Annotated in this window: 20 protein-coding genes; 6 read left to right on the forward strand and 14 right to left on the reverse strand. The window is 59.1% G+C overall.

The window, feature by feature from the left end; all coding sequences use genetic code 11:
• Positions 1-8: 8 nt before the first annotated feature.
• Both NA647_RS13100 and NA647_RS13105 read left to right on the forward strand, forming a co-directional pair.
• Positions 9-1,196, forward strand: coding sequence for an acetyl-CoA C-acyltransferase (locus NA647_RS13100; RefSeq protein WP_256058068.1), 1,188 nt, complete (start codon positions 9-11; stop codon positions 1,194-1,196).
• A 9-nt stretch (positions 1,197-1,205) separates the two neighbouring features.
• Positions 1,206-2,339, forward strand: coding sequence for an acyl-CoA dehydrogenase (locus NA647_RS13105; protein WP_256058069.1), 1,134 nt, complete (start codon positions 1,206-1,208; stop codon positions 2,337-2,339).
• Positions 2,340-2,423: 84 nt separating this feature from the next.
• On the opposite strand, the gene alaC is transcribed toward NA647_RS13105, so the two are convergent.
• The 4 genes from alaC to NA647_RS13125 form a co-directional block, all read right to left on the reverse strand.
• Complete coding sequence (gene alaC, locus NA647_RS13110) at positions 2,424-3,671, reverse strand: alanine transaminase (protein ID WP_272889681.1); 1,248 nt, start codon at positions 3,669-3,671, stop codon at positions 2,424-2,426.
• Between the two features lie 239 nt (positions 3,672-3,910).
• Entirely contained in the window at positions 3,911-5,344 is a 1,434-nt protein-coding gene (gene ccoN / locus NA647_RS13115; protein WP_256058070.1) for a cytochrome-c oxidase, cbb3-type subunit I, read from the reverse strand.
• Positions 5,319-5,978: an MOSC domain-containing protein gene (locus NA647_RS13120; RefSeq protein WP_336604954.1), complete on the reverse strand. Its 660-nt coding sequence runs from the start codon at positions 5,976-5,978 to the stop codon at positions 5,319-5,321. Before NA647_RS13120 ends, ccoN begins: the two co-directional genes overlap by 26 nt.
• Positions 5,979-6,144: 166 nt before the next feature.
• Positions 6,145-6,840, reverse strand: coding sequence for a glutamine amidotransferase (locus NA647_RS13125; RefSeq protein ID WP_256058071.1), 696 nt, complete (start codon positions 6,838-6,840; stop codon positions 6,145-6,147).
• 28 nt (positions 6,841-6,868) lie between these two features.
• Here NA647_RS13125 and NA647_RS13130 point away from each other — a divergent pair, with 28 nt between their 5' ends.
• Complete coding sequence (locus NA647_RS13130) at positions 6,869-8,167, forward strand: aminotransferase class I/II-fold pyridoxal phosphate-dependent enzyme (RefSeq protein WP_256058072.1); 1,299 nt, start codon at positions 6,869-6,871, stop codon at positions 8,165-8,167.
• Between the two features lie 37 nt (positions 8,168-8,204).
• Here the strand turns inward: NA647_RS13130 and ptsJ are convergent, their stop codons facing one another.
• Positions 8,205-9,497 (reverse strand): transcriptional regulator PtsJ, encoded by a 1,293-nt coding sequence (gene ptsJ, locus NA647_RS13135; RefSeq protein ID WP_256058073.1) that lies wholly within the window; start codon positions 9,495-9,497, stop codon positions 8,205-8,207.
• Between the two features lie 150 nt (positions 9,498-9,647).
• Between ptsJ and pdxK the strand changes: the two genes are divergently transcribed.
• The 3 genes from pdxK to NA647_RS13150 are packed head-to-tail and all read left to right on the forward strand — an operon-like array spanning position 9,648 to position 12,009.
• Positions 9,648-10,520, forward strand: a complete 873-nt coding sequence (gene pdxK / locus NA647_RS13140; protein ID WP_256058137.1) for a pyridoxine/pyridoxal/pyridoxamine kinase — start codon at positions 9,648-9,650, stop codon at positions 10,518-10,520.
• Positions 10,521-10,525: 5 nt separating this feature from the next.
• Positions 10,526-10,786 carry a cytoplasmic protein gene (locus tag NA647_RS13145; RefSeq protein ID WP_256058074.1) on the forward strand — a complete coding sequence of 87 codons (261 nt, stop codon included), beginning with the start codon at positions 10,526-10,528 and terminating at the stop codon, positions 10,784-10,786.
• Between the two features lie 5 nt (positions 10,787-10,791).
• A complete protein-coding gene (locus tag NA647_RS13150) occupies positions 10,792-12,009 on the forward strand; it encodes an aspartate aminotransferase family protein (protein WP_423836475.1) in 1,218 nt (405 codons plus the stop codon).
• Between the two features lie 129 nt (positions 12,010-12,138).
• Here NA647_RS13150 and NA647_RS13155 read toward each other — a convergent pair whose 3' ends face one another.
• The 9 genes from NA647_RS13155 to NA647_RS13195 form a co-directional block, all read right to left on the reverse strand.
• Positions 12,139-13,170: a CaiB/BaiF CoA transferase family protein gene (locus tag NA647_RS13155; protein WP_256058140.1), complete on the reverse strand. Its 1,032-nt coding sequence runs from the start codon at positions 13,168-13,170 to the stop codon at positions 12,139-12,141.
• Positions 13,171-13,454: 284 nt separating this feature from the next.
• Entirely contained in the window at positions 13,455-15,098 is a 1,644-nt protein-coding gene (locus NA647_RS13160; protein ID WP_423836476.1) for a long-chain fatty acid--CoA ligase, read from the reverse strand.
• 246 nt (positions 15,099-15,344) lie between these two features.
• Positions 15,345-16,496 carry an acyl-CoA dehydrogenase family protein gene (locus NA647_RS13165; RefSeq protein ID WP_256058075.1) on the reverse strand — a complete coding sequence of 384 codons (1,152 nt, stop codon included), beginning with the start codon at positions 16,494-16,496 and terminating at the stop codon, positions 15,345-15,347.
• A gap of 15 nt (positions 16,497-16,511) precedes the next feature.
• Positions 16,512-17,567, reverse strand: a complete 1,056-nt coding sequence (locus NA647_RS13170; RefSeq protein ID WP_256058076.1) for an enoyl-CoA hydratase/isomerase family protein — start codon at positions 17,565-17,567, stop codon at positions 16,512-16,514.
• Positions 17,564-18,460, reverse strand: a complete 897-nt coding sequence (mmsB, locus tag NA647_RS13175) for a 3-hydroxyisobutyrate dehydrogenase (protein WP_256058078.1) — start codon at positions 18,458-18,460, stop codon at positions 17,564-17,566. Before mmsB ends, NA647_RS13170 begins: the two co-directional genes overlap by 4 nt.
• Positions 18,461-18,525: 65 nt before the next feature.
• Positions 18,526-20,037 (reverse strand): CoA-acylating methylmalonate-semialdehyde dehydrogenase, encoded by a 1,512-nt coding sequence (locus NA647_RS13180; protein WP_256058079.1) that lies wholly within the window; start codon positions 20,035-20,037, stop codon positions 18,526-18,528.
• A 425-nt stretch (positions 20,038-20,462) separates the two neighbouring features.
• Complete coding sequence (locus NA647_RS13185) at positions 20,463-21,758, reverse strand: TRAP transporter large permease (RefSeq protein ID WP_256058080.1); 1,296 nt, start codon at positions 21,756-21,758, stop codon at positions 20,463-20,465.
• Entirely contained in the window at positions 21,748-22,224 is a 477-nt protein-coding gene (locus NA647_RS13190; protein ID WP_256058081.1) for a TRAP transporter small permease, read from the reverse strand. The genes NA647_RS13185 and NA647_RS13190 overlap by 11 nt, the downstream gene beginning before the upstream one ends.
• A gap of 45 nt (positions 22,225-22,269) precedes the next feature.
• Positions 22,270-23,265 (reverse strand): DctP family TRAP transporter solute-binding subunit, encoded by a 996-nt coding sequence (locus NA647_RS13195; protein WP_256058082.1) that lies wholly within the window; start codon positions 23,263-23,265, stop codon positions 22,270-22,272.
• Positions 23,266-23,382 lie beyond the last annotated feature (117 nt).

Genomic DNA, 23,382 nt, shown 5'->3' on the forward strand with positions numbered 1-23,382 from the left:
GATACATGATGAACAACGATCCAATCGTGATTTTGGGCAGCGCCCGTACGCCCATGGGCGGTTTTCAGGGTGATCTGAAAAGCCTCAGCGCGCCGGAGCTGGGCGCGGCTGCGATTCGCGCGGCGGTTGAGCGCAGCGGTGTTGTCGCCGAACAGGTGCAGGAAGTGCTGATGGGTTGTGTGCTGCCGGCCGGCCTCGGCCAGGCGCCGGCCCGTCAGGCGGCGCTCGGCGCCGGGTTGGGTAAAGCGACCGCATCCACGACGCTGAACAAAATGTGCGGTTCGGGCATGCAGGCGGCCATCCTTGCGCACGATGCATTGCGCGCTGGCAGTGTCGATCTGATCGTCGCGGGCGGCATGGAGAGCATGTCCAACGCGCCGTACCTGCTGGAAAAGGCACGCAGCGGCTATCGCATGGGACATGGCAAGGTGCTCGACCACATGTTTCTCGATGGTCTAGAAGATGCCTACGACAAGGGCCGGCTGATGGGCACCTTTGCCGAAGATTGCGCGCAGAACCATGGCTTCAGCCGTGAAGAGCAGGACGCGTACGCGCTGACATCGTTGCAGCGCGCTCGCGACGCGATCACCAGTGGCCGCTTCGCCAGTGAAATCGTCCCGCTGGACGTTACCCAGGGGCGCGAGCAGCGCACCATTCGTGACGACGAGCAACCGCCCAAAGCGATGCCGGACAAGATCCCATCACTCAAACCGGCGTTCCGCGAAGGGGGCACCGTCACTGCAGCCAACTCAAGTTCGATCTCTGACGGTGCCGCCGCTTTGCTGCTGACCCGCCGCTCCGAAGCCGAGCGTCGAGGCTTGAAGGCTCAGGCAGTGATTCATGGGCATGCCGTTTTCGCCGATGCGCCTAATCTTTTCCCGACGGCCCCGATCGGAGCCATCCACAAGCTGCTGGAACGCACTGGCTGGCGTCTTGATGAAGTGGACCTGTTCGAGATCAACGAAGCGTTCGCAGTGGTCAGCATGGTCACCATGCGCGAGCTGGGCCTTGATCACGCCAAGGTCAACGTCAACGGCGGCGCCTGTGCGCTAGGCCACCCAATCGGTGCATCCGGTGCGCGCATTCTCGTGACCCTGATCGCGGCATTGCGCGACCGTGGCCTGCGTAAAGGCATTGCTGCCATCTGCATCGGCGGTGGCGAAGCGACAGCCATGGCTATCGAATTGCTCGACTGAGGACCTGTCATGTTGCTCAACGACGACCAAATCAGCATCCGCGATATGGCCCGGCAGTTTGCTCAGGAGCGGCTCAAGCCCTTCGCTGCGGACTGGGACCGTGAACATCGCTACCCGGCCGAGGCAATCAAGGAAATGGCCGAGCTCGGTTTCTTCGGCATGCTTTGCCCCGAGCAATGGGGCGGTAGCGAGACCGGCTATATCGCCTATGCGCTGGCACTGGAAGAGATCGCAGCCGGCGACGGTGCCTGCTCGACCATCATGAGCGTGCACAACTCGGTTGGATGCGTCCCGATTTTGCGCTTCGGCACTGAAGAACAGAAGGAGCGATACCTGGCGCCATTGGCGAGCGGCGCGCAGATCGGTGCTTTCGCCCTGACCGAGCCCCATGCTGGCTCCGACGCCAGCAGCCTGCGCACCCGCGCGCGGCGTGATGGCGAAGGCTACGTGATCAACGGCGCCAAGCAATTCATAACCTCGGGCCAGCACGCCGGCACGGTAATCGTTTTCGCCGTGACCGACCCTGACGCCGGCAAGCGCGGCATCAGCGCCTTCATCGTGCCAACGGACACGCCTGGTTATCAGGTAGTACGTGTCGAGGACAAGCTAGGCCAGCACGCGTCAGACACTTGCCAGCTGGCCTTCGAAGACATGCGGGTGCACGAATCCCAGCGTCTGGGCGAGGAGGGTGAGGGGTATCGCATCGCCTTAGCCAACCTTGAAGGCGGGCGCATCGGCATCGCGGCGCAGGCCGTGGGCATGGCCCGCGCGGCATTCGAAGCGGCACGCGACTATGCCCGTGAGCGCGAGGCATTTGGCAAGGCGATCAGCGAGCACCAGGCCGTCGCCTTCCGTCTGGCTGACATGGCGACCCAGATTGCGGTCGCCCGGCAGATGGTTTTGCATGCCGCCGCACTGCGCGAGGCCGGACAGCCTGCACTCGTCGAAGCCTCGATGGCCAAGCTGTTCGCCTCCGAGATGGCCGAGACGGTTTGCTCGGCGGCGATCCAGACGCTTGGTGGATATGGCTACCTGCAGGACTTCCCGGTGGAGCGCATCTACCGCGATGTTCGGGTCTGCCAGATTTACGAAGGGACCAGTGACATTCAGCGGTTGGTGATTGCGCGCAATTTGGGGGAGTGAATTCGGCTGCGTATCGCACTTCGATCCCCAGACATGACTCGGTGGTGATGATTACTGCATGGGATGGATGCAGCGATATTCACCCTACCGGCTTTCCGCTGGGGCGGTCTCAAACTCAGAGACTTCCGCCTTTAACATCGACCGAATTCCTCGCAACGCCTGACGAATGCGACTCTTGTTCTCTATAAGCGCAAAGCGGACATGGTCATCTCCATACTCGCCAAAACCGATACCGGGAGATACCGCAACCTTGGCCTCTGCCAGTAGTTTTTTTGCAAACTCAAGCGAGCCTAGTTGCTGATACCGCTCGGGTATCTTTGCCCAGACATACATGGTTGCCTTTGGCTGCTCCACCGCCCAGCCAATGGCTCGCAATCCCGAGACCAAGACATCTCTGCGGGCTTGGTAGGTCTGAGCGATATGCTTCACGCAGTTCTGGTCGCCCTCCAATGCAGCGATTGCGGCGACTTGTAGTGGGGTAAACATGCCGTAGTCGTGATAGCTCTTGATGCGTGCCAGGGCGTTTACGAGCTCAGCATTTCCAACCATAAAGCCAACGCGCCATCCGGCCATGTTGTAGCTTTTCGACAATGTGAAAAATTCGACTGCAACATCCTTGGCCCCAGGCACCTGCAGGATCGAAGGGGCTTGCCAGCCATCGAACACAATGTCTGCGTAAGCGAGGTCATGCACGACCAGAATTCCGTATTGCTTGGCGAGAGCAATCACCCGTTCGAAGAAATTGAGATCGACACACTGCGCGGTGGGGTTCGATGGGAAGCCAAGAATCATCATTTTCGGCGTTGGGATGGATTCGCGTATGGCCCGCTCCAGTTCGATAAAAAAATCCACACCTGAAACAAGTGGTACGGAGCGGACTTGAGCGCCAGCGATCACAGCGCCATAAATATGGATCGGATAGCTTGGGTTGGGCACTAGCACCGTGTCCCCGGCATCCAGTGTCGCTAGCATCAAGTGCGCAAGCCCTTCCTTTGAACCGATCGTGACGATTGCCTCCGTTTCGGGATCAATCTCGACGTCGTATCTGCTCTGGTACCACTGTGTGATTGTGCGACGTAGCCGAGGGATACCTTTTGAGCTCGAATATCCGTGAGTGTCGTCCCGCTGGGCGACCTCACAAAGCTTCGCCACGATGTGTGGGGGAGTCGCACCGTCCGGGTTACCCATGCTGAGGTCGACAATGTCCTCTCCTCTGCGTCTGGCGTCGAGTTTCAATTCTGCCGTTACATTGAAAACATACGCAGGAAGGCGATCGATTCGACTGAAAGCCATTTTGGTTGGCACAGGGGCGTAATGACTGCGATTGGACATTAGAATCTCGAGAGTGAAGACGGATTATCTGAACGAGTGGAGTTGCTTCGTAATCAACAAAGCTAGACTTGAAGATCGCTTGGCCTACGCCTTGAATAATGCCTGCGGTTTGTAATCTGGCTCATCAGCAAATGGGAGATGAGAAGCATCAAGGACATCCTGTTCTGTTAGCCTCAATATCGAATAAGCGAAGAGCCCAGCACCAGCTATCGTCCCGATTAGCATCAATAACAAGCTCATCAAACAACCTCGGCAGTAGAAGGGCGTCGAGCAGTGGTGAATCGTTCCGCCGGAATAACTAACGTGCACCAAGCGTTGTAAGCCATTAAAACCATTCCGATCACGAAGAGCGATCCACCCAGGAGGCGCACCACATAACCTGGGTGACTTGCTTCCAGGGTTTCGACGAAGGAGTAAGTAAGGGTGCCGTCGTCATTGACTGCCCGCCACATCAAGCCCTGCGTGATACCGTTTACCCACATCGAGGCGATGTAGAGAACGGTCCCGGCTGTTGCGAGCCAGAAGTGCACGTCGATGAGCTTGATGCTGTACATCCGGCTCTTGCCCCATAGCTCGGGAATCATGTTGTACAGCGTGCCGATCGAGATCATCGCAACCCAACCCAGCGCGCCTGCATGAACATGGCCGATGGTCCAGTCGGTGTAGTGAGATAGCGCATTGACTGTCTTGATCGCCATCATTGGACCTTCAAAGGTCGACATCCCGTAAAAGGCAAGAGATACCACCAGGAAACGAAGGATTGGATCGGTGCGCAATTTGTGCCACGCACCTGACAGCGTCATTACACCATTGATCATCCCGCCCCAACTTGGCGCCAGTAAAATTATCGACATGGCCATGCCCAGGCTCTGCGCCCAATCGGGCAAAGCGGTGTAGTGCAGATGGTGAGGACCAGCCCAGATATATAAGCTGATGATTGCCCAGAAATGTACGATCGAAAGCCGGTACGAATAGACGGGGCGGTCAGCTTGTTTGGGTACGAAGTAATACATCATCCCCAAAAAACCGATCGACAATATAAATCCGACGACGCTATGTCCGTACCACCACTGGATCATCGCATCGGTGGCTCCCGAATACATTGAATATGATTTGAGCACACTGACCGGTACGGCGACATGGTTAATAACGTGGACCATTGCGGTCACGATGATGAATGCTCCGAAGAACCAATTGGCCACATAGATGTGCTGGGTTGTCCGCTTGGCTATTGTCCCGAAAAACAAGTAGATATAGACGGCCCAAACAACCGTGACCCAGACAGCGATCGGCCATTCCATCTCTGCATACTCTTTCGAAGTGGTATAGCCCAGCGCGTAGCTTATGATCATCGCAAGGATCGCTAGCTGCCATCCCCAGAATACGAACTTTGCAGCGACAGGAGAGATAAGCGGTGTTCTACATGTCCGCTGCACTACGAATAGCGACGTGGCGAACAGAACGCTGCCACCGAATGCGAAGATGACGAGGTTCGTATGGATAGGGCGGATTCGTCCGAAACTAGTCCACGGCAAGTCGAAGTTCAGTGCTGGCCAAACGAGTTGAGCTGCAATGAATGCGCCCATTCCCATGCCCAGTACGCCCCAGACTAGTGCAGCCAACGTGAACTGGCGAACCACTTCATAATTAAGTGTCTCGTTGATGCTTTTCACTTTGCATCTCGGCTGTGACTGGGGCATTGGGGATCTGGGCATCGCGCACAAGCCGGCGCGCTTTAGGGGAAAACGCGTCGTCATGTGATTCGCTTGCATCGGGTTCTGGCCCGCCCAGTCGCTTGTCCCATGATTCAACAGTGCTGGTCCTGATTCGATTTGCCACAAGCTTCTGCCAGGAGGGCGGCAACCGAAGCGACTGGAGGCGCGTCAATGCGTCCAAGTTCATGGTGTTTACATAAAGGAGCTGAAGCACTTTGCGCAGAGGCCACTCGGGGTTCGGTCGTTCGAGCAAGTCCAGCGCAGCGCCGGCTTCGATTGTCCCTGGTTCCAATACCCGGTAGTACCAACCAACTTTGCCGCTGCGCTGCATTTCGAATGCAGCGCCTTTTATTCCGAGGCGATCATCAAGTTTCCAGCAAGGCTGTCGGGTTTGTGAAACCTCTAGCACTGTGGAACCGCACGAGATGATGTCTCCCATGCAAATATTTTCTTCGGTGACCCCAACGGTCGATATGTTTTCACCGAAGGCCCCAGGGGCAGCGAGTAATTCTCGATGCCCAAACGCTTCTCTCCAGTGCCGATAGTGGTCGTACGGGTAGTGATGAATGGCCTTGTCGGGTCCTCCATGCACGCGCCGATCTCCTTGCTCGTCACCCTCGAATCCCTCAATCCCGACGCTAACCGAGCCCAGGCGTGGTCTTTTATTGATTCCGCTGAAAGTCCCAGGCCGAGTGAATGGCACCGCTCTTCCAGTCATGATGGTTTGAATCGTCCCGAGTAACATTTGCGCGGCTCCGTCAGTTCCTATCCAACCAGGATGCAAAAATCATCTGAGCGGCGGTGAGCAGTTCCTCCCCGCATGCCTGCGCCTGGTCTCTTATGACGCGCGGATCGAGCTTGATGCTATCGAGCTCACCTGCGTGGCCGACGAGCCAGGGCTCGATATGATGCGGGTTCGCCTCAAGGTGGAACTGAAGGGCTAAAACCGAGTTGCCTATAGCGAACGCTTGGTTCGGGCAAATTTCGGTGGCGGCGAGATGCGTCGCACCAGCGGGGATTTCGAATTGATCCCCATGCCAGTGCAGTACCGGTACGCCGCTACTTAGCGGCTCCAGGCAGGACTGCAGGCCCGCATCCGTGAGAGATACCGGCGCAAAGCCGATCTCCTTTTGGTCCATTGGACCTACGTTGCTGCCCAGTGCCCGTGCTATCAGCTGAGCACCAAGGCAAACTCCCAATATTCTCTTACCGCACTGGAGACGTTGTTCTACGAACGACAGAACGGCCTTCAGGAGCGGGTACTTCGCTTCGTCGAAAGCACCGATTGGTCCGCCTAGAACAACGACCAGATCGGGGGCTGACGGATCGTGACTCGCGAGCGATTCGAGGTTCGCGTCCAATGTTTCGATTTGGTATCCGCGGCCAACAAGAATTTGCTGCAGCGAGCCGAGATCTTCGAAAGCTAGAAAACGAATGACAAGGACGGTTTGCATTTATGTACCAATACAATAGAATGAATGTATGAATACAATATCTAACGGATCGACCGCTGTCGAGATTGCCGAATCGATCGAGCAGCAAATTCGTTCGGGTTTTTACCAAGACGGCGCCATGTTGCCTGCCGTCAGATCACTCGCGGAGCAGCGCCAAGTCAGCCCAAACACAGTGGCTGCGGCCTATAAGCTGCTGCGTGATGCAGGCCTGATAGTTACTGACGGACGGCGCGGAACGCGCGTTGCGAGCGAGATGCCGAGGGCCGAGACCCAAACCACTATTCCGGACGGTTTGCGAGACATGGCCTCCGGAAATATTGACGGGGCGACCTTGCCTGCCATCGAAGCTGGCTGGCTCACGGAGAGTCAATCCGGCTATGACGTCCAAAGTAACGATCCGCAGCTGCTCGAGGTTGCCGGCCATTGGCTGTCTCAGCAAAGAATTCCTTGCCAGGAGCTGGGCGTTTACTCCGGAGCGCTCGATGCGGTGGAGCGCGCGCTTCGTCTACGCTGCCGGCCGGGCAGCAAAGTGGTCGTGGAAGATCCATGCTGGCCGCCAGCGCTTGCCCTATTGGCAAGCTTGCGGCTTAAGGCTGTTCCTGTCCCGGTAGATGCAGAAGGCGCCATGGTTCCATCTGCTGAAGTTCTTCGTTCTGCGGCGGCGGTCATCCTGACGCCGCGCGCCCACAACCCCACCGGCTTTTGCCTTAGCCGAGGCCGTTGGAAGGCGTGGGTCGATACGCTTGCAGGCGCGCCCGATACGCTACTCATTCTCGACGATCATTGGGGACCGCTCAGCGCAGCCAAACCCTTGGATTTCAACCGCGAGCCGGTTAGCTGGCTCTACGTCGTATCGGTAAGCAAGTTCCTAGGACCAGATCTGCGCGTTTCGGTGGTCACAGGAAGCCCCAATGTGATCAAGAGCATGCACCGTCAGCAGGCGCTCGGCCCTCGATGGGTCAGCCTGTTGTTGCAAAGACTCGCAGGACACCTTTGGCAGAAGATGCTCGATAGCAGTCGTCTGGCAAGGGTAGGAACAGAGTACTTGGAACGGCGTTCGGCCTTAATTCGTGGCCTAAACGACCTGGGAGTGGTTGTGCCTGCTCAGGGGGAGGGGCTGCACGTATGGTTGCCCGTCTCGGACGAGACCTCGGTTGTACAGACGCTGGCATCGTTGGGCTGGGCTATCCAGGCGGGGTCACCGTTCAGGCTGGAAAGCCCAGCGGCCGTGCGGATCAGTATCGGAAACCTGAACCCTATTAGCGTGCCGGCATTGGCTCGCGACGTTGCGCACGCATTGAAGCAGCGGCGCCGGACGGTGAATTGAACAGGAGCCCGCCAAATCCGGCCGGTTCGCTGTGCAATCAGAAACAACTACCTAGATCTTCGGCGAAGCGGGCAGCCTGGTCAGCATCAAGCATCGAAGTGGTGATGCGAATGCCGCGTATCGGCTCCTGAACGGTGAACCCCGTACCGCTGCGAACGACCCAGCCTCGCTGGGCCAGACGCAAAATGATCGGCTCGACGTCTTCTCTGAGCGGTACCCAGACGTTGAGCCCATCGCACGGACGTTGGGCCTGTATCCCTTGAGCACTGAGCGCATCAATCAGAACGTCTCTGCGATTTTTGTAGTCGGCACGGGCGTGCTCGATTTGCTCTGCGAACAGGGGCGATGTCAGACAGGTATGAGCGATATCCTGCAGCAGATGGCTCACCCAGGTGGTGCCTGGCGCCAGTCGCAGCCGCAACCGCTGCGATGTCTCGCGATCGCTGCCGACAGCAGCGAGCCGAAGGTCCGGCCCGAACGCTTTGGATACTGATCTGATCAACGCCCAGCGTCTGGTGGAAGAGGGAATGACTTGGTGAAACTGCGAGTCGGACAGCAATGCGAAGTGATCATCTATTAGTACGAAAACGTGCGGGTACCGCTCAAGCACTACCCGCAATTCCTCAGCCCGCTCGGCGCTGACGCTCGATCCGGTGGGATTGTGCGCACGAGGCGTGATCAGGACTGCCAGTACTCCCTTCGCTAAAGCGTCCGCGAGCGCGCCTGCTTGCATTCCTTGCTCGTCTACCGGAATGCCGACAGCCTGTAAGCCGGCGATACGCAGCGTGTTGATGCTACTGATGAAGCATGGGCTCTCGACCGCAACCTTGTCCCCCGCAGCAAGGTAGGTGGCCAGCAGCCGTTCAACGGCGTCCACTGCGCCATGGCTCAGGTCGATTTCTGGAGGCGAGGGGCAGTCGTCGACTAGCCACCGATAGGCTGCGTCCTGAAAGACCGGATCAACAGGTGCGTCGCCGTAAAGCCGCAGATGGGATTTACGCTGAGACAGTGCAAGAACCGGATCGGGTAACCACGTCGGGTTCGGGTTGCCGCTCGACAAATCGGTCAGCCGAGTGTGACCGATCCGACCTTCCTGCTCGCCGGGACTAGCCGTTTCACAGATCACGGTTCCGAGCCGCCCCCGGGTCTCGGCGATACCTGCCGTTACCAGACGTCTGTATGCAGCGGCAACTGTGTTGCGGTTGACCCCAAGCTCGGAAGCTAGCTGCCTTACGGGCGGTAGCGTCTGACCCGGGTTCAACTGATGCGTCTGAACCTGGCTTCGTATCGTTTCGAAGATATCGGCTGCGGTTTTGCTTATAATTTCCATATTGTCCTATGACAATGTTTACTTGATCACAGGACAATCTTACACTCCAGATCAAAGGTTGCTACCCAGGCAATCGAATCAACGCCAGCTTAGGCTGTGGTCTCTACAGCCGCGGATCATCGGCAGGCTGCAAATTTGGAGCATGCATTGATGGCTGCCAGCAGGGATTTCGCCGATATGTCAGGTACAGAGCCGCTTTCACTCGACGTGATTTCAATTCAATCGCAGGTGGTCTACGGATGCGTTGGTAACAGCGTCGCCGTGCCTGTGCTCCATGCGAGCGGACTTGCTGTAGGGGCCATACCCACCGTAGTGCTCAGCAATACCCCTCACTACCCAACCGTACATGGCGGTGCGCTTCCGACCAGCTGGTTCGCCGGCTATCTGAAAGACTTGGAGGCCCGGGATGCCTTGCGCTCGGTTAAAACCATCCTGGTGGGCTACCTCGGAAACACAACCCAGGCAGCGGTTTTAGCGCGCTGGCTGGGTACCGTATTAGGGAAGTTTTCCGACATATGCGTTCAGCTGGACCCTGTGCTCGGTGACGATGACTGCGGGATGTACGTAGACCCCTCGATGGTGCGTGCCTTTCAGGATCATCTGCTCCGGTTTGCTCATGGCCTTACACCCAATGCTTTCGAACTGGCGCGCCTGTGCGGTCGCCAGGCTGAAACGCTCGAAGAGGTTATCGATGCCGCACGCAGCCTACTGATTGGGCGCACCCAGTGGGTCGTGGTTACCAGCGCAGCTAAACGCGATTGGCCTATGGGTCGCATGTACGTAGTGGTGGTGACGAAAACATACGCCGAGGTGATCGAGCATGAGCGAGTCAACGTATCGCCTAAGGGAACCGGTGACCTCTTCAGTGCCGCACTTGCCGCAGCGCTGCTGACCGGCATGAATCTCACCGACGCCGTTCAGTCTGCCAGCCGCAAAGTGGTCGAGTCTCTTGCGCTAACTCTTCAAAGCGACTCGGTCGAGCTGCGCCTTTCGACTCGGTTCCCTCTCTTCGCTAAGGAATGATTGCCATGCCTGTCTACCGCCTGAACATTGGCCGCTACCAAAAGCATCTTGGCCATTTCGAATCTGATGCGCCATGGGCGTTGGAGGCGATGCAAGACATCGCTCAGCGTCTTCCGGCAGACGAGGGCTATCGTGTCGAGATGCAGGTGTCTGATGGCGAGCGGCGCTATCTCGAAGTCGGCCCAAGCGGAATCCGGGTACTGGGCACGGAGCATAGCTTTCGGCCGTTAACACAGAGCGCAACACTGCTTTCATTAATGGAGTAACAGTTGTGGATGATCAGGGCTCTCATCTGATGCATGCCTATGCCAGGCAGTCGGTCTACTTCTCCCGTGGCCAGGGTATCCGCCTGTGGGATACCCACGGTAGGGAGTATCTCGATGCCATATCAGGGGTTGCGGTGACCAACCTCGGTCACTCGCACCCTGAGATAACCGCAGCCATTGCCGATCAGGCGGGCCGGTTGATGCATACCTCGAACATGTTCGGGATCGAGTGGCAGGACTCGCTCGGTTCGAGACTTTGTGCGATCTCAGGGATGCGGCGAGCGTTTTTCTGCAATTCTGGAGCGGAAGCAAACGAGACGGCGCTAAAACTGGCTCGCTTGCACGCGACCCGCAGGAAAGTAGCTCAACCAGTCGTTCTGGTGATGGAGAACAGTTTTCACGGCCGCACACTCGCAACGTTGGCCGCAACCGGCAACCCAAGCGTCCATCGGGGCTTCGAGCCGCTTATGCCAGGTTTCATGCGGGCGCCGTATGCCGACATCGACGCAGTCATGGAACTTGCATCGCAATGTTCCAATATCGTTGCGGTACTGGTCGAGTCAGTGCAAGGCGAGGGCGGTGTACGCATTGCGCCTATTGCCTATATGCAGGCGCTGCGAGACCTCTGTACTGCAAATGACTGGCTGTTCATGGTCGATGAGGTGCAGACGGGATTCGGGCGCACTGGTGCATGGTTCGGGTACCAGCATGCAGGTGTTTTGCCGGACGTAATCACTTTGGCCAAAGGCCTCGGCAACGGATTTCCAATCGGCGCATGCCTGGCCAGAGGTGCTGCGGCGGACCTTTTTTCACCCGGCCACCACGGCTCAACTTTTGGCGGCAATCCAATGGCCTGTCGAATAGGCTGCACTGTCGTCGATGTGATGGAGCGTGATCGCGTACCGCAACATGCGAAAGCCATGGGGCAGCGCTTTGAGGGCGCGCTGCGCCAGGGGCTCGGGGGATGTGATGGCGTGGTAGCGATTCGCGCGTTCGGTCTGATGGTCGGTATCGAAATGAATCGTCCGTGCGGCGAGCTCGTAGCCTATGCATTGGAGCATGAAGCGCTGTTGATCAGCGTCACGCGTGGGCAAACGATTCGTCTGCTGCCGGCTTTGATCTGCACCGAAGAAGAAATTGATGAAATTGCGGCGCGCCTGTCCCGACTCGTTTGGCAATGGTCGCGACGGTGCGCGAAATTAGGCATGCGGGAGACTGCCTGATTGGGCTGGCCCTTGTTGCTCGCGATTATGGTGTTCGGAGTCAGTTAGAGCGCTTTTCCGATCTGCTGTGGTGTTGGTGCATGTCGGAGTTGATGGTGGTTGAACTAAGCGCCGTTCTATCTAAGCTACTCAATCCCAACCTGCTGCATCTACCGAGTCCCGTATCGCCCCCGGCGTCCGCGAGAAGCGCGGCGCCGGCGCGGCGTGCAGCGCGCCGTCAATGCTGCGATAGACGCCGCGCTGGTGCATGTGCGGATGTTGCACGGCTTCTTCCAGGGTGAGCACCGGCGCGAAGCAAGCGTCGCTACCTTCGAGTAGGGCGCACCAGTCGGCTTGGGTTCGGCTGGCGAACAGGGCGGCGAGCTGTTCGCTCTGTTCTTCCCAACGGTCCGGGTCGGCACAGCCTTGTCGCAGGTTTTCCGGCGCATCGATTCGCTGCATCAGCTCTGCAAAAAACTGCGGTTCCAACGGACCAACGGCGATCTCGCGACCATCGGCGCAGGTATAGCAGCGGTAATGCGGTGCCGCGCCTGAGAGCAGGTTGCGCTCGCGTTCGAGGGAGATTGCACCGCGGGGCAAGAGGCCGGCGAAGAAGGTCATCATGGAGGACACACCGTCGACGATCGCAGCATCGATCACTTGCCCCTTGCCCGATCGTTCTCGCTCCCACAGCGCGGCCATGATGCCGAACGCCAGATACAGCGAGCCGCCGCCAAAATCGCCTACCAGATTGAGCGGCGGAATCGCCGGGCCTTCGCGGCCACCTATCGCTGCCAGTGCGCCGGTGATCGCTAGGTAATTGATGTCATGTCCCGCAGCCTGGGCGAGTGGACCGCTCTGGCCCCAGCCGGTCATGCGGCCGTAAACCAACCGCGAGTTGCGCGCATGGACGTGTTCTGGCCCAAGGCCCAGCCGCTCCATCACACCGGGACGAAAGCCTTCGATCAGCACATCGGCGCTCTCCAAAAGCGTCAGGCATTGCTCGCGCCCGGCTTCGGTGCGGATGTCCAACGTCAACCGTTTGCGGCCACGATCAGCCACTGGGTTGGGCCACCCGTTGCCGCCCTCGCGCTCGATGCGGATCACCTCGGCGCCGAGGTCGGCCAGCAACATTGCGCAATGTGGGCCGGGGCCGATACTGGCGAACTCCAGCACACGCAGGCCGAGTAGAGGACCTTGGCGGGGTTATTTTTCATCGTTCGACATCGTTAGCCCCCGAGGCGTAGCGGCCAGACGCATAGCGCCTCTATCCGGCGCTCGCGTATCGAAATGACAGCGTCATCATCAGTCCGGACGCTAACCTGTCGTCGCAGCCGTCATAAAGCCGCTCAGTGGCGCCAAGTAACGGAGATCGCTTCCTGCACTTGCCGCCAGCATCTATCGGTGGATCGGGAAAGCGCGATCTACCTACGCCCTTTGTTCAATCGTAGGGTGGACGGCACGGCCTAAGTGCTTGCCGCGCTCGTGCTCATCTCCAGCAGATGGTTGCGATAACGGTCGCGCAGAGTCTTCTTATCGATCTTGCCGGTAGCGGTCAGCGGAACGCTGTCGATGATGACGGCATCGGGCATCCACCATTTGACGATCTGCGGCTCCAGGAAGGCGAGCACGGTTTCGACGCAGATCTCGACATCGTCGTGGGGCTCAATGATCAGGACGGGACGTTCTTCCCATTTCTCGTGAGTCACGCCGACGACCGCGGCAACGCGTACACCGGGGCAGCCCACGGCGATGTTCTCTATATCGATGGAGCTGATCCACTCACCGCCGGACTTGATCACATCCTTACTGCGATCGGTGATGCGCATATAGCCGTTGGGGTCGAGTGTGGCGATGTCGCCGGTGTCGAACCAACCGTCAGCATCCAGGGCGCTGGCATCGCTGCGGAAGTAGCGTTCGACGGTCCAGGGCCCGCGGACCAGCAGCGCGCCGGAGGTGGTGCCGTCATGCGGCAGCTCGTTGCCAGCTTCGTCGACGATCTTCAATTCGATGCCGAATTGAAGCCGGCCCTGACGGGTCCAGATAGCCTCGTTGGTTGCGGCTTCGCCCATGGCGGCGAGCTTGGGCGTCGGGGTGGCAACTACGCCGAGTGGGCTGGTTTCGGTCATGCCCCACAGCTGGCGAACGCTGACGCCATATTTGGTTTCGAATTTCTCTGCCAATGCGCGGGGCACGGCGGAGCCGGCAATCACCAGACATTTGAGCTCGCCGGTGGACTCCCCGGTGCGCTCCAGATAATTGAGGTACATGTTCCAAATCGTTGGTACGCCCCCGGAGAAGGTCACGCCTTCTGCCTGGATCAGCTCTTGCAGGCTCGCGCCGTCCATCTTGTCGCAGGGCAGGACGAATTTGCAGCCGTTGATTGCGGCAGTAAACGGCACGCCCCAGGCGGTGGCGTGATAGAGCGAGGAGCAGGGCATGATGCAGTCGAAGGCCGAGAAGCCGAAGGCGCCGGTCAGGCCTGCGGCCATGGCATGCAACACCACGGAGCGATGGCTGTAGACCACGCCCTTCGGGTTGCCGGTAGTGCCGGAGGTGTAGCAGAGCATGGCCCCCGCATTTTCGTCGAACTGCGGCCAGTCGCTGACAGGTTGCTCGTCGGCGATGAGCGTTTCGTAACTCAGTGCACCGATATTGCCGGGGTCCGTGCGCTGGGCATCCGAGAGCATGATGAAGGTGCGGACGTGTTCCAGGCGTGGCCGCACACGCTCGACTACAGCAAGAAAGCTGCGGTCGAATAGCAGCACAGCGCTTCCTGCGTGGTTGAGGGTGTAAATGATCTGGTCATCGGATAGCCGAGGATTAGCAGTGTGCAAGACAGCGCCGATGCCAGGCACAGCGAAGAACAGCTCGAAGTGACGATGGGTATTCCAGGCCATGGAGGACACCAGGTCGCCAGGCTTGACCCCAAGCTTCTGCAACATTGCGGAAGCTTGGCCAGCGCGTTTTGCCAGGCCTGCGTAGTCATAACGCCATTGAGGCTCGTCGACCAGTCGCGAAACGATTTCCCGGTCGCCATGGGCAACGGCCGCGTGGGTCAGAATGCCGCTGATCATGAGCGGGGTCTGCTGCATCGTACCTTTGAGCATCTTCGTATCCTTCTTATTGTTGTTTGGGATGTCGGACGACGAAAACGGCGCGGCGCCCGTGCTTGCTGACATCCGTTACTCGGAATACTGCTTTCGAGGTGTTTCATCTAACGGCCAAGCGTTGGATGGCTTTTGTCGCGCCACGCCGAGTTGCTGTCCGTTGCGTTATGCCTTGCATCAATGATTACAAGTAAGTGCCTGGCGCCCCCTTGCTACTACCCGGCCGTCACACTTCGGGCGCTGCCGTCACAGCCCATAGTTATTGAGTTCACGCGCGATCAGCAGGCGCTGTATCTCGGAGGAGCCTTCGTAGATCTGGGTAATCCGAGCGTCGCGGTAGTAGCGCTCCACCGGATAGTCCTCGAGATAGCCGTAGCCGCCATGAATCTGCATGGCTTTGGAGCAGACGTACTCCGCGACCTCGGAAGCAAACAGCTTGGCCTGGGACGCTTCGGACAGGCATGGCAGGTTCGCGCTGCGCAGGCGGGCGGCGTGCAGAATCAGAAGACGCGCTGCGTTGAGCCGGGTATGCATGTCTGCCAGCATATTCGCCACGCTTTGGTGCTCGATGATCGGTTTGTCGAACTGGATACGGTCACGGGCGTAACCCAGCGCGGCTTCGAATGCTGCGCGGGCGATACCCAAGGCTTGGGCGCTGATACCGATCCGGCCACCTTCGAGGTTGGACAAAGCAATGGCCAGTCCTTTGCCACGCGGGCCTAGTAAGTTGGCTTCCGGGATGCGGCAATCGCGAAGGGTCACGCCGCAGGTGTCCGAGGCGCGGATACCCATCTTGCTTTCCATGCGGTCAACGATGAAACTGGGATTGTCGGTAGGCACCAGGAACGCCGACAGTCCTTTCTTGCCTAGCTCCGGATCGGTGACGGCGAAGACGATTGCGATCTTGGCGCGCTTGCCGTTGCTGACGAACTGCTTGGCGCCGTTGATCACCCATTCACCGTTATCCAACACGGCACGCGTGCGCAAGTTGTGCGCCTCGGAACCTGCCTGGGGTTCTGTGAGGGCAAAGCAGCCGATGGCGCGACCGGTCGCCAAGTCCGGCAGCCATTCGTCTTGCTGCACCGGCGTGCCGTATTTCAGGATGGGGCCACAGCCGACCGAGCTGTGAATGGACATCAATGCGCCAATGGCACCGTCACCGGCGGAGATTTCCTCGACAGCCAGCGCGTACGCAACGTAGTCGATATAGGTGCCACCCCATTGCTCGGGCACGATCATGCCCAGCAGCCCGAGTTCACCCAACTGCGTCACGGTGTCGTCGTCGATCCAGCCGGCTTTTTCCCACGCCTGCGCCTTCGGCGCGATTTCGGCGCGGGCGAAGTCGCGCGCCATGTCGCGGATCATCCGCTGTTCTTCGCTCAGTTCGATGTCTTGCATGTGAAGCCCCTTGGGTCAGACGCCAGCAAAGAAGGCTGCCACGCGTTCTGGCGTTACTTCTTCCAGCGTAGGCGGGTTCCAGCGCGGATTCTTGTCCTTGTCGACTATCAATGCACGAACGCCTTCGATGATGTCGCCCTGGTCGAACCATTGGCGGTCGAGGTGCAGCTCCATGCGGAAGCACTCCGCGAGCGATAGCGTGCGCCCGCGACGGAGCATTTCCAGCGTGACGCTGAGTGACAACGGCGAACGGCTGTCGATGATCTTGAGGGTTTCGGCTGCCCAGTCGCGATACTCGGGACGGTTTTCTTCGGCAAGTGACTGGCGGATGTCGGCGATGCTGTCGTAGGCGAAATGCTTTTCGATGGCAGGGAAGAGCGCCTTGAATGGCGCATCCGGCAGCTCGGTGCGGCCCATGGAACTGACCAGATTCGTCATAGTTTCCTGGGCTGGCGCGCGCCAGTCCTGCTGATCCAGGCGTTGTTCCAGTTCAGCGAACCGCTCGTAGCGGACGCAGTAATCAGCCAGGCCGGCGTACAGCGCATCGGCCGAGCTTACATGGTTACCTGTAATGCCCATGTAAATGCCGAGATTGCCTGGCAGGCGGGGAAGAAAATAGCTGCCGCCGACATCCGGGAAATAGCCGATGCCGACCTCCGGCATGCCCATGCGCGTACGCTCGGAAATCACCCGCAGCGACGCGCCCTGGACCAGCCCCATGCCACCGCCAAGGACGAACCCATTCATCAGTGCCAACAGCGGTTTGCGGTAGGCGTGGATGTATTGATCCAGTGCATATTCTTCCTCGAAGAAGACGCGGTGCAGGTTTTCACCATTCTGATAACTGTCGTACAGCGAGCGAATGTCGCCGCCAGCGCAGAAGGCCTTTTCGCCAGCGGCCCGCAATACCACGGCAACCACATCCTGATCGTCAGCCCAGTCCCGCAGCTGCCGATGAAGGTTGCGGACCATTAGCAGCGTTACAGCATTCAGCCCGGCTGGGCGGTTAAGGGTGAGATAGCCGACGCGATTACGAACCTCGATCAATACCGGCGCTTCTGCCTGGGTCATGTTCGATCCTCCTGGCGGTAGAGTTTGATGATCGCGGAGAAATCCAGCGTACCGTTGCCCTGCATGCTGAAGGCCTGGTACAGCTGCTGCGCGAGACCACCGAGGATAACCGGCTGGCGTACTTGTTTGGCCGCTTCGCTGGCCAGCCCAAGGTCCTTGAGCATCAGGTCGGTGCCGAAGCCGCCGCTGTAGTCGCGCGAGGCCGGGCTGTTTTCAACCACGCCGGGGAAAGGGTTGTAGATCTCGGAGCTCCAGCAGCGCCCGCTGGACGAGTTGATTACGCCGGCAAGGACCTTGGCATCCATGCCCAGCGCGACGCCCAGGGACATGGCTTCGGCAGCGCCGATCATGGAGATGCCGAGCAACAGGTTGTTGGCGACCTTGGCCACTTGGCCGTTGCCGCTGCCGCCACAATGGACGATGTTCTTGCCCATCGTCGCGAGAATAGGCTGCGCTTTCTGAAAGTCCGCGTCAGTACCTCCTACCATGAACGTCAGGGTGCCGGCAGCCGCACCGCCCGTGCCGCCGGACACGGGTGCGTCGAGCATCGGGTTACCTTTTGCTGATGCGGCGGCGGCGACTTCGCGTGCGCTCATCGGATCGATTGTCGACGAGTCGATTAACAACACGCCGGCGGGTACATGGGCGAGCAAGCCGTCCTCGCCGAGATAAACCTGCTTCACGTGGGTGGCAGCCGGCAGCATGGTGATGATCATTTCAATCCCTGCCTGGGCAACTGCAGCAGGCGAGGTGGCTTCCTTTGCGCCGGCCGTCACCAGCCCGGAAACCGCCGTGGGGGACAGGTCATAGACACTGACCTGATGGCCTGCTTTCAGCAGGTTGTGGGCCATGGGCCCGCCCATGTTGCCGAGTCCGAGAAATCCGATATGCATGGCCATTTCCTTCTTCTTATTAGGGGCAGCTGTCGGCGCCGTGATAGACACGGCGCGGACGGTGGTCATTTCAAATTGATTGTAGTGTTCACGGGCCCGCCAACCTCGTTCTCGTCAAACCAGCGTTGAATGACGGTCTTGGTCTGGGTATAGAACTGCACAACCTGTTTGCCATAGGGGCCGAGATCACCGAGTTTGGAGGCGCGCGAACCTGTGAATGAGAACATCGGCACCGGCACTGGAATCGGCACGTTAATGCCCACCTGACCCACATCGATCTCTTCCTGGAAGTGCCGGGCCGCAGCGCCGGAACGGGTGAAGAGGGCGGTACCGTTGCCATTGGGGTTGGCATTGATCAGCTCGATCGCCTGGTCGAGGGTATCGACCTGCATCACGCAGAGCACTGGTCCGAAGATCTCTTCGCGGTAGATGCTCATCTCCGGCTTTACCCCGGAGAAGATCGTCGGCGCGACGAAATTGCCTTTGTCGTAACCGGCAATGTTTGGGTTGCGTCCATCGAGTACCAATTCGGCGCCTTCCGAAACGCCGCGTTCGATCAGTGAGCTGATGCGATCAAGCGCTGCGCAAGAGACCACCGGACCGAGGTCGGTACCGTCTTCAGCGCCCGCGTTGACCTTTAGGGTCTTGGCCTTAGCTACCAAGTCGGGCAACCAGCTCTGTGCTTCACCGACCAGAATCAGCACCGACAACGCCATGCAGCGCTGCCCCGCAGCGCCAAACGCAGCACCGAGCAGGTTGTTAAGCGTCTGCTCCTTGTGTGCGTCGGGCATGATGATGCCGTGGTTTTTCGCGCCCATCATGCATTGCACGCGCTTACCGGCCTGGCTGGCCCGGTTGTAGACGTGGGTACCGACCTTGGTGGAGCCCACGAAGGAAACAGCCTTGATGTCCGGATGATCGCAGATCATGTTTACCGCATCGGCCCCGCCATGGATGACGTTGAGCACGCCTGGGGGTACGCCGGCCTCCATCGCCAGTTCGGCGAGACGCATCGTTACCATCGGGTCCTGTTCGGATGGTTTCAGCACGAAGGTATTACCGGTGGCGATGGCCATCGGGAACATCCACAACGGAATCATCGCTGGGAAGTTGAACGGCGTGATGCCGGCGCAGACGCCCAGTGGCTGCAGCAGCGTATAAGTATCAACGCCTGTAGCGACGTTATTAGCCAGCTCGCCCAGCTGCAAATTACCGATGCCTGCGGCGTGCTCGACAACTTCCAGACCGCGGAACACATCTCCTTCAGCATCCGGTAGGGTCTTACCTTGTTCGGCGGTTAGGATCGCCGCCAGCTCTTTCATGTTTTCTCGAATCAACTGCTGGTACTTGAGGAATATTCGCGAACGAGTGCCGATGGGCGTCTTGCGCCACGTTTTGAATGCTTCTTTTGCACTCGCGACTGCCGCATCCATTTCAGCCTCGGTGGCGAACGGCACACGGGCCAGTACGTCCTGGGTTGCCGGATTGACAATGTCCCGCCACTCGCTAGTGTCCGATTCGACCAGCTCACCGCCGATCAGGAGTTTGACTGTGGGGATGGCACTTGACTGGGTCATGGTGGGTCCTAGCGGTTGTTGTTATTGGATACGGCTGTCCTGATCCTAGAGTGCAAATTTCTCTGCATCAATGAGGCTTGCCGCATAGTGCATCTGCAAAAATGCACGTTGTGCTTGCGCACGTTGACGGGCGCCGATTCTTTGCGGCTTGAATGACTATAGATGTTGAGGCTGGATAACCCTGGCGAAGCGGCAGTCGATAGGCGTGATGGGCTTCGATGAAGCGTTATCGGATGCGCTGGCGATCGACATGCCTGCTTGACGCGATGATGCCGTGCGAGTCGCCGGTCAGGCAGATGGGAGCGGATCGGGGCCTGCGCAACTTAGGTACGCAAGCCCAACTGAAGTGCAGTGGGTGTCGTTGCCGGTCCCAACGTTGCCGTCTTGCACGCTCTATCGAGCAAGACGGCAATAGTGACGTACCGCTAGACCGCGTACCCCAGCACGCGCGGAAGCCACAGCGCGATTTCCGGGAAGATCGCCACCAGCCCGAGTGCGCTTCCCATCACCAGTACGAACAGCATGGCCCAGCCAACCGTTTGTTCCAGCCGAATCTTGGCGACTTCGGCCGTAACCATCAGGTTGATTGCAACCGGTGGCGTGAACTGGCCGATGGCGATGTTCATTGCCAGCAGAATGCCGAACCACACCGGATTCCAGCCGAAGTGCTGCATCACCGGAATCAGAATGGGCATTAGGATCAGGTAGATGGAGATGGCGTCTAGCAACATGCCGGCCAGCAGCACGGCGATCATCACCAGGATGAGCAGTACCGTGCCGTTGTTTGATAGCGAGATCAGCCACTCGGCCAGATGACGGAACGTGCCGAGCATGGTTCCGGCCCAGGCGAAGATGCCGGCCAGAGCGATGATCAGCATGACCACGCCAGAAATCACCGCAGCCTCGCCGCACAGTCGCCAGAGGTTGCGCCAATCCAGTTCGCGAGTGACGAACAGGCCGATCAGTACGCCGTAAGTCACGCCGGCCACGGCCGCTTCGGTGGGCGTGAACAAGCCGCTGCGCAGGCCGCCGAGAATCAGCACCGGCGCAAAGAGCGCGGGTAACGCCTGGCGAAAGCTTTCACCCAACGGCGGCCGTTCGGCGCTTTCAGGGTTTTCCCAACCATAACGCCGTGAAAGTAACCATGCGGGCAGCAACAACACCAGACCGGCAAGGATTCCCGGGAACAGACCCGCGGCGAATAGTGCACGTAGATCGACGCCCGGCACGACGATCGAATAGAGGATCAGCGCGATCGAAGGTGGAATGAGGATAGCGGTGGAAGCCGAGGCGGCAATCAGCGTGGCGGAGAACGGCTTGGGATAGCCCGCGCGAGTCATGCTCGGCAGCATCACCATGGCTACCGCCGCGGCATCGGCTGGACCCGAACCGCTCATTCCGCCCATGATCAAGCACACCAGGATCGCAACCATCGCCAGGCCGCCATGACGTGGGCCGATCACTGCCTGGGCGAAGCGCACTAGACGCAGCGCGACCCCGGATTTCTCGAATACCAGGCCGGTGAGTATGAATAATGGAATGGCAATCAGCGGATACTTGGCGACGCCGTTGTAGGTATTGGTGCCGAGCGTTGCCAACATGTCCGGCGAGAGCCCAGCGAGAATGCCGATCGCGCCCGACAGCGCCAGAGAAAATGCCACCGGCACGCCGATCAGCAGCAACAGCAGGAAGCTTGCGAGCATCCAGAAATCAGGGCTCATCAGAGAGCCTCCCGCGCAGTCGGTCGACGGTCATTTGAGTCAGTCGCACCGACATCGACAGAGCCAGCAATGGTAGCCAGATCACATACCACCAGTTCGGCAGGCCAAGGCCGGGAGACTCCGATTCCCATTGGAATTCTTCCAGCGCGAACTGGCCGCCGAACCAGACCACGAGGCCAAGCACCAATATGCTGGCGAGCCATTGCAGAAGAATCAGCGGCGTGCGCAGGCGTGGAAAAAGGCGCTCGATCAAACCTATGCGAATGTGACGGTTACTGCGCATCGCCACCGAGGCACCGGCAAAGGTCAGGATCACCAGCAGAAAGACGGAAAGCTCTTCAGTGAAGGCAAAGGAAGCATCGGTGAAATAACGCACCACTACGTTGGCCAGGCTGATCAGGCTGATGAAAACCAGCGCCAGTGTGGCTAGCACGCGCTCCAAGCGCGCGTCCTTTCGATTGTTCATGGATTCCCTCGAATCCCGGCGGCACGAGGCCGCCGGGCAGAACGTTTACTCAGCGATGGCCGCGCGTGCCGCTTCGATCAGATCTGCACCGATCTTCTGCGTCCACTTCTCGTGTACGCTGCGGGTCGCGTCGACGAATGCCTGGTGCTCGGCGTCGCTCAGTTCGGTCACTTCGACGCCGCGGGCGCGGATGTCTTCCAGGCGCTTGGCCTCGCCACTGCGCGACAGTTCGATCTCCCACTTGCCTGCGTCGATGGCGGCCTGACGTAGCAGTTCGCGATCGGCTTCCGGCAGTTGTTTCCAGACGCGTTGGTTGACCGCAAAGATCAGCGGGTCGGCCATGTAGTGCCAGAGCGTGAGGTATTTCTGGCCAACCTGATCAACGCGCGCCACGTCGAACACCGCCAGCGGATTTTCCTGGCCATCTACCGCGCCGGTAGTGAGCGCCGGCTTGGCATCGGCCCAGCTCATCTGGGTCGGGTTGGCACCCAAGGCGGTTAAGGTATCCTGGAATAGCGGGGAACCGACCACACGGATCTTCAGACCGGCAAGATCGGCTGGGGTCTTCACCGGCTTGGATGAGTTGGATATTTCGCGAAAACCGTTCTCACCCCAGGCCAGTGGAACGATGCCGCGTTTCTCAATGGCAGCGAAAGCCTGTTTACCGGCTTCGCCTTGAGTGATGGCGTCGAGGTCAGCGCTATCGGCCATCAAGAAGGGCAGGGAGAACAGGTTCAGCTCCGGCACTTGGGGCGACCAATTAATAGTCGAGCCGACCGCCATATCGATCAACCCGGAGCGCATGGCGGAGAATTCCTTGGTCTGATCCCCTGCGACTAACTGAGCGTTGGGGTAAACACGCAGGGTGATTTCACCTCCGGAGCGTTCCTCGACCAGGTCGGCCCATTTCTGCGCGGCCTGGCCCCACGGAAAGGCATCGGACAGCACGGTGGAAACGGAATATTCGCGGGCCGAAGCGGCAAAGGTTGCAGACAGGGCGACAGCGGCAGCCAGCGCGGTAAAGCAACGGGTCAGTTTCATGAGGCGTCCTTGTTCGGATCGGTCTTGGTTTTATTTGGCGAACGGCCAGGCGCTGGCGAGCAGCGACAGGTGCAAAGGATAGCGGGTCGGCCATCGGGGCGCGCGGGTTGCGCGAAA

It is taken from the genome of Stutzerimonas stutzeri (genome assembly GCF_024448985.1).
Lineage (GTDB): Bacteria > Pseudomonadota > Gammaproteobacteria > Pseudomonadales > Pseudomonadaceae > Stutzerimonas > Stutzerimonas stutzeri_AP.

Coding starts and splice junctions, on each gene's coding strand:
- NA647_RS13100 (WP_256058068.1), top strand. CDS start 9: ATGAACAACGATCCAATCGTGATTTTGGGCAGCGCCCGTACGCCCATG.
- NA647_RS13105 (WP_256058069.1), top strand. CDS start 1,206: ATGTTGCTCAACGACGACCAAATCAGCATCCGCGATATGGCCCGGCAG.
- alaC (WP_272889681.1), bottom strand. CDS start 3,671: ATGTCCAATCGCAGTCATTACGCCCCTGTGCCAACCAAAATGGCTTTC.
- NA647_RS13125 (WP_256058071.1), bottom strand. CDS start 6,840: ATGCAAACCGTCCTTGTCATTCGTTTTCTAGCTTTCGAAGATCTCGGC.
- NA647_RS13130 (WP_256058072.1), top strand. CDS start 6,869: ATGAATACAATATCTAACGGATCGACCGCTGTCGAGATTGCCGAATCG.
- ptsJ (WP_256058073.1), bottom strand. CDS start 9,497: ATGGAAATTATAAGCAAAACCGCAGCCGATATCTTCGAAACGATACGA.
- pdxK (WP_256058137.1), top strand. CDS start 9,648: ATGGCTGCCAGCAGGGATTTCGCCGATATGTCAGGTACAGAGCCGCTT.
- NA647_RS13145 (WP_256058074.1), top strand. CDS start 10,526: ATGCCTGTCTACCGCCTGAACATTGGCCGCTACCAAAAGCATCTTGGC.
- NA647_RS13160 (WP_423836476.1), bottom strand. CDS start 15,098: ATGCTCAAAGGTACGATGCAGCAGACCCCGCTCATGATCAGCGGCATT.
- NA647_RS13165 (WP_256058075.1), bottom strand. CDS start 16,496: ATGCAAGACATCGAACTGAGCGAAGAACAGCGGATGATCCGCGACATG.
- NA647_RS13170 (WP_256058076.1), bottom strand. CDS start 17,567: ATGACCCAGGCAGAAGCGCCGGTATTGATCGAGGTTCGTAATCGCGTC.
- mmsB (WP_256058078.1), bottom strand. CDS start 18,460: ATGCATATCGGATTTCTCGGACTCGGCAACATGGGCGGGCCCATGGCC.
- NA647_RS13180 (WP_256058079.1), bottom strand. CDS start 20,037: ATGACCCAGTCAAGTGCCATCCCCACAGTCAAACTCCTGATCGGCGGT.
- NA647_RS13185 (WP_256058080.1), bottom strand. CDS start 21,758: ATGAGCCCTGATTTCTGGATGCTCGCAAGCTTCCTGCTGTTGCTGCTG.
- NA647_RS13190 (WP_256058081.1), bottom strand. CDS start 22,224: ATGAACAATCGAAAGGACGCGCGCTTGGAGCGCGTGCTAGCCACACTG.
- NA647_RS13195 (WP_256058082.1), bottom strand. CDS start 23,265: ATGAAACTGACCCGTTGCTTTACCGCGCTGGCTGCCGCTGTCGCCCTG.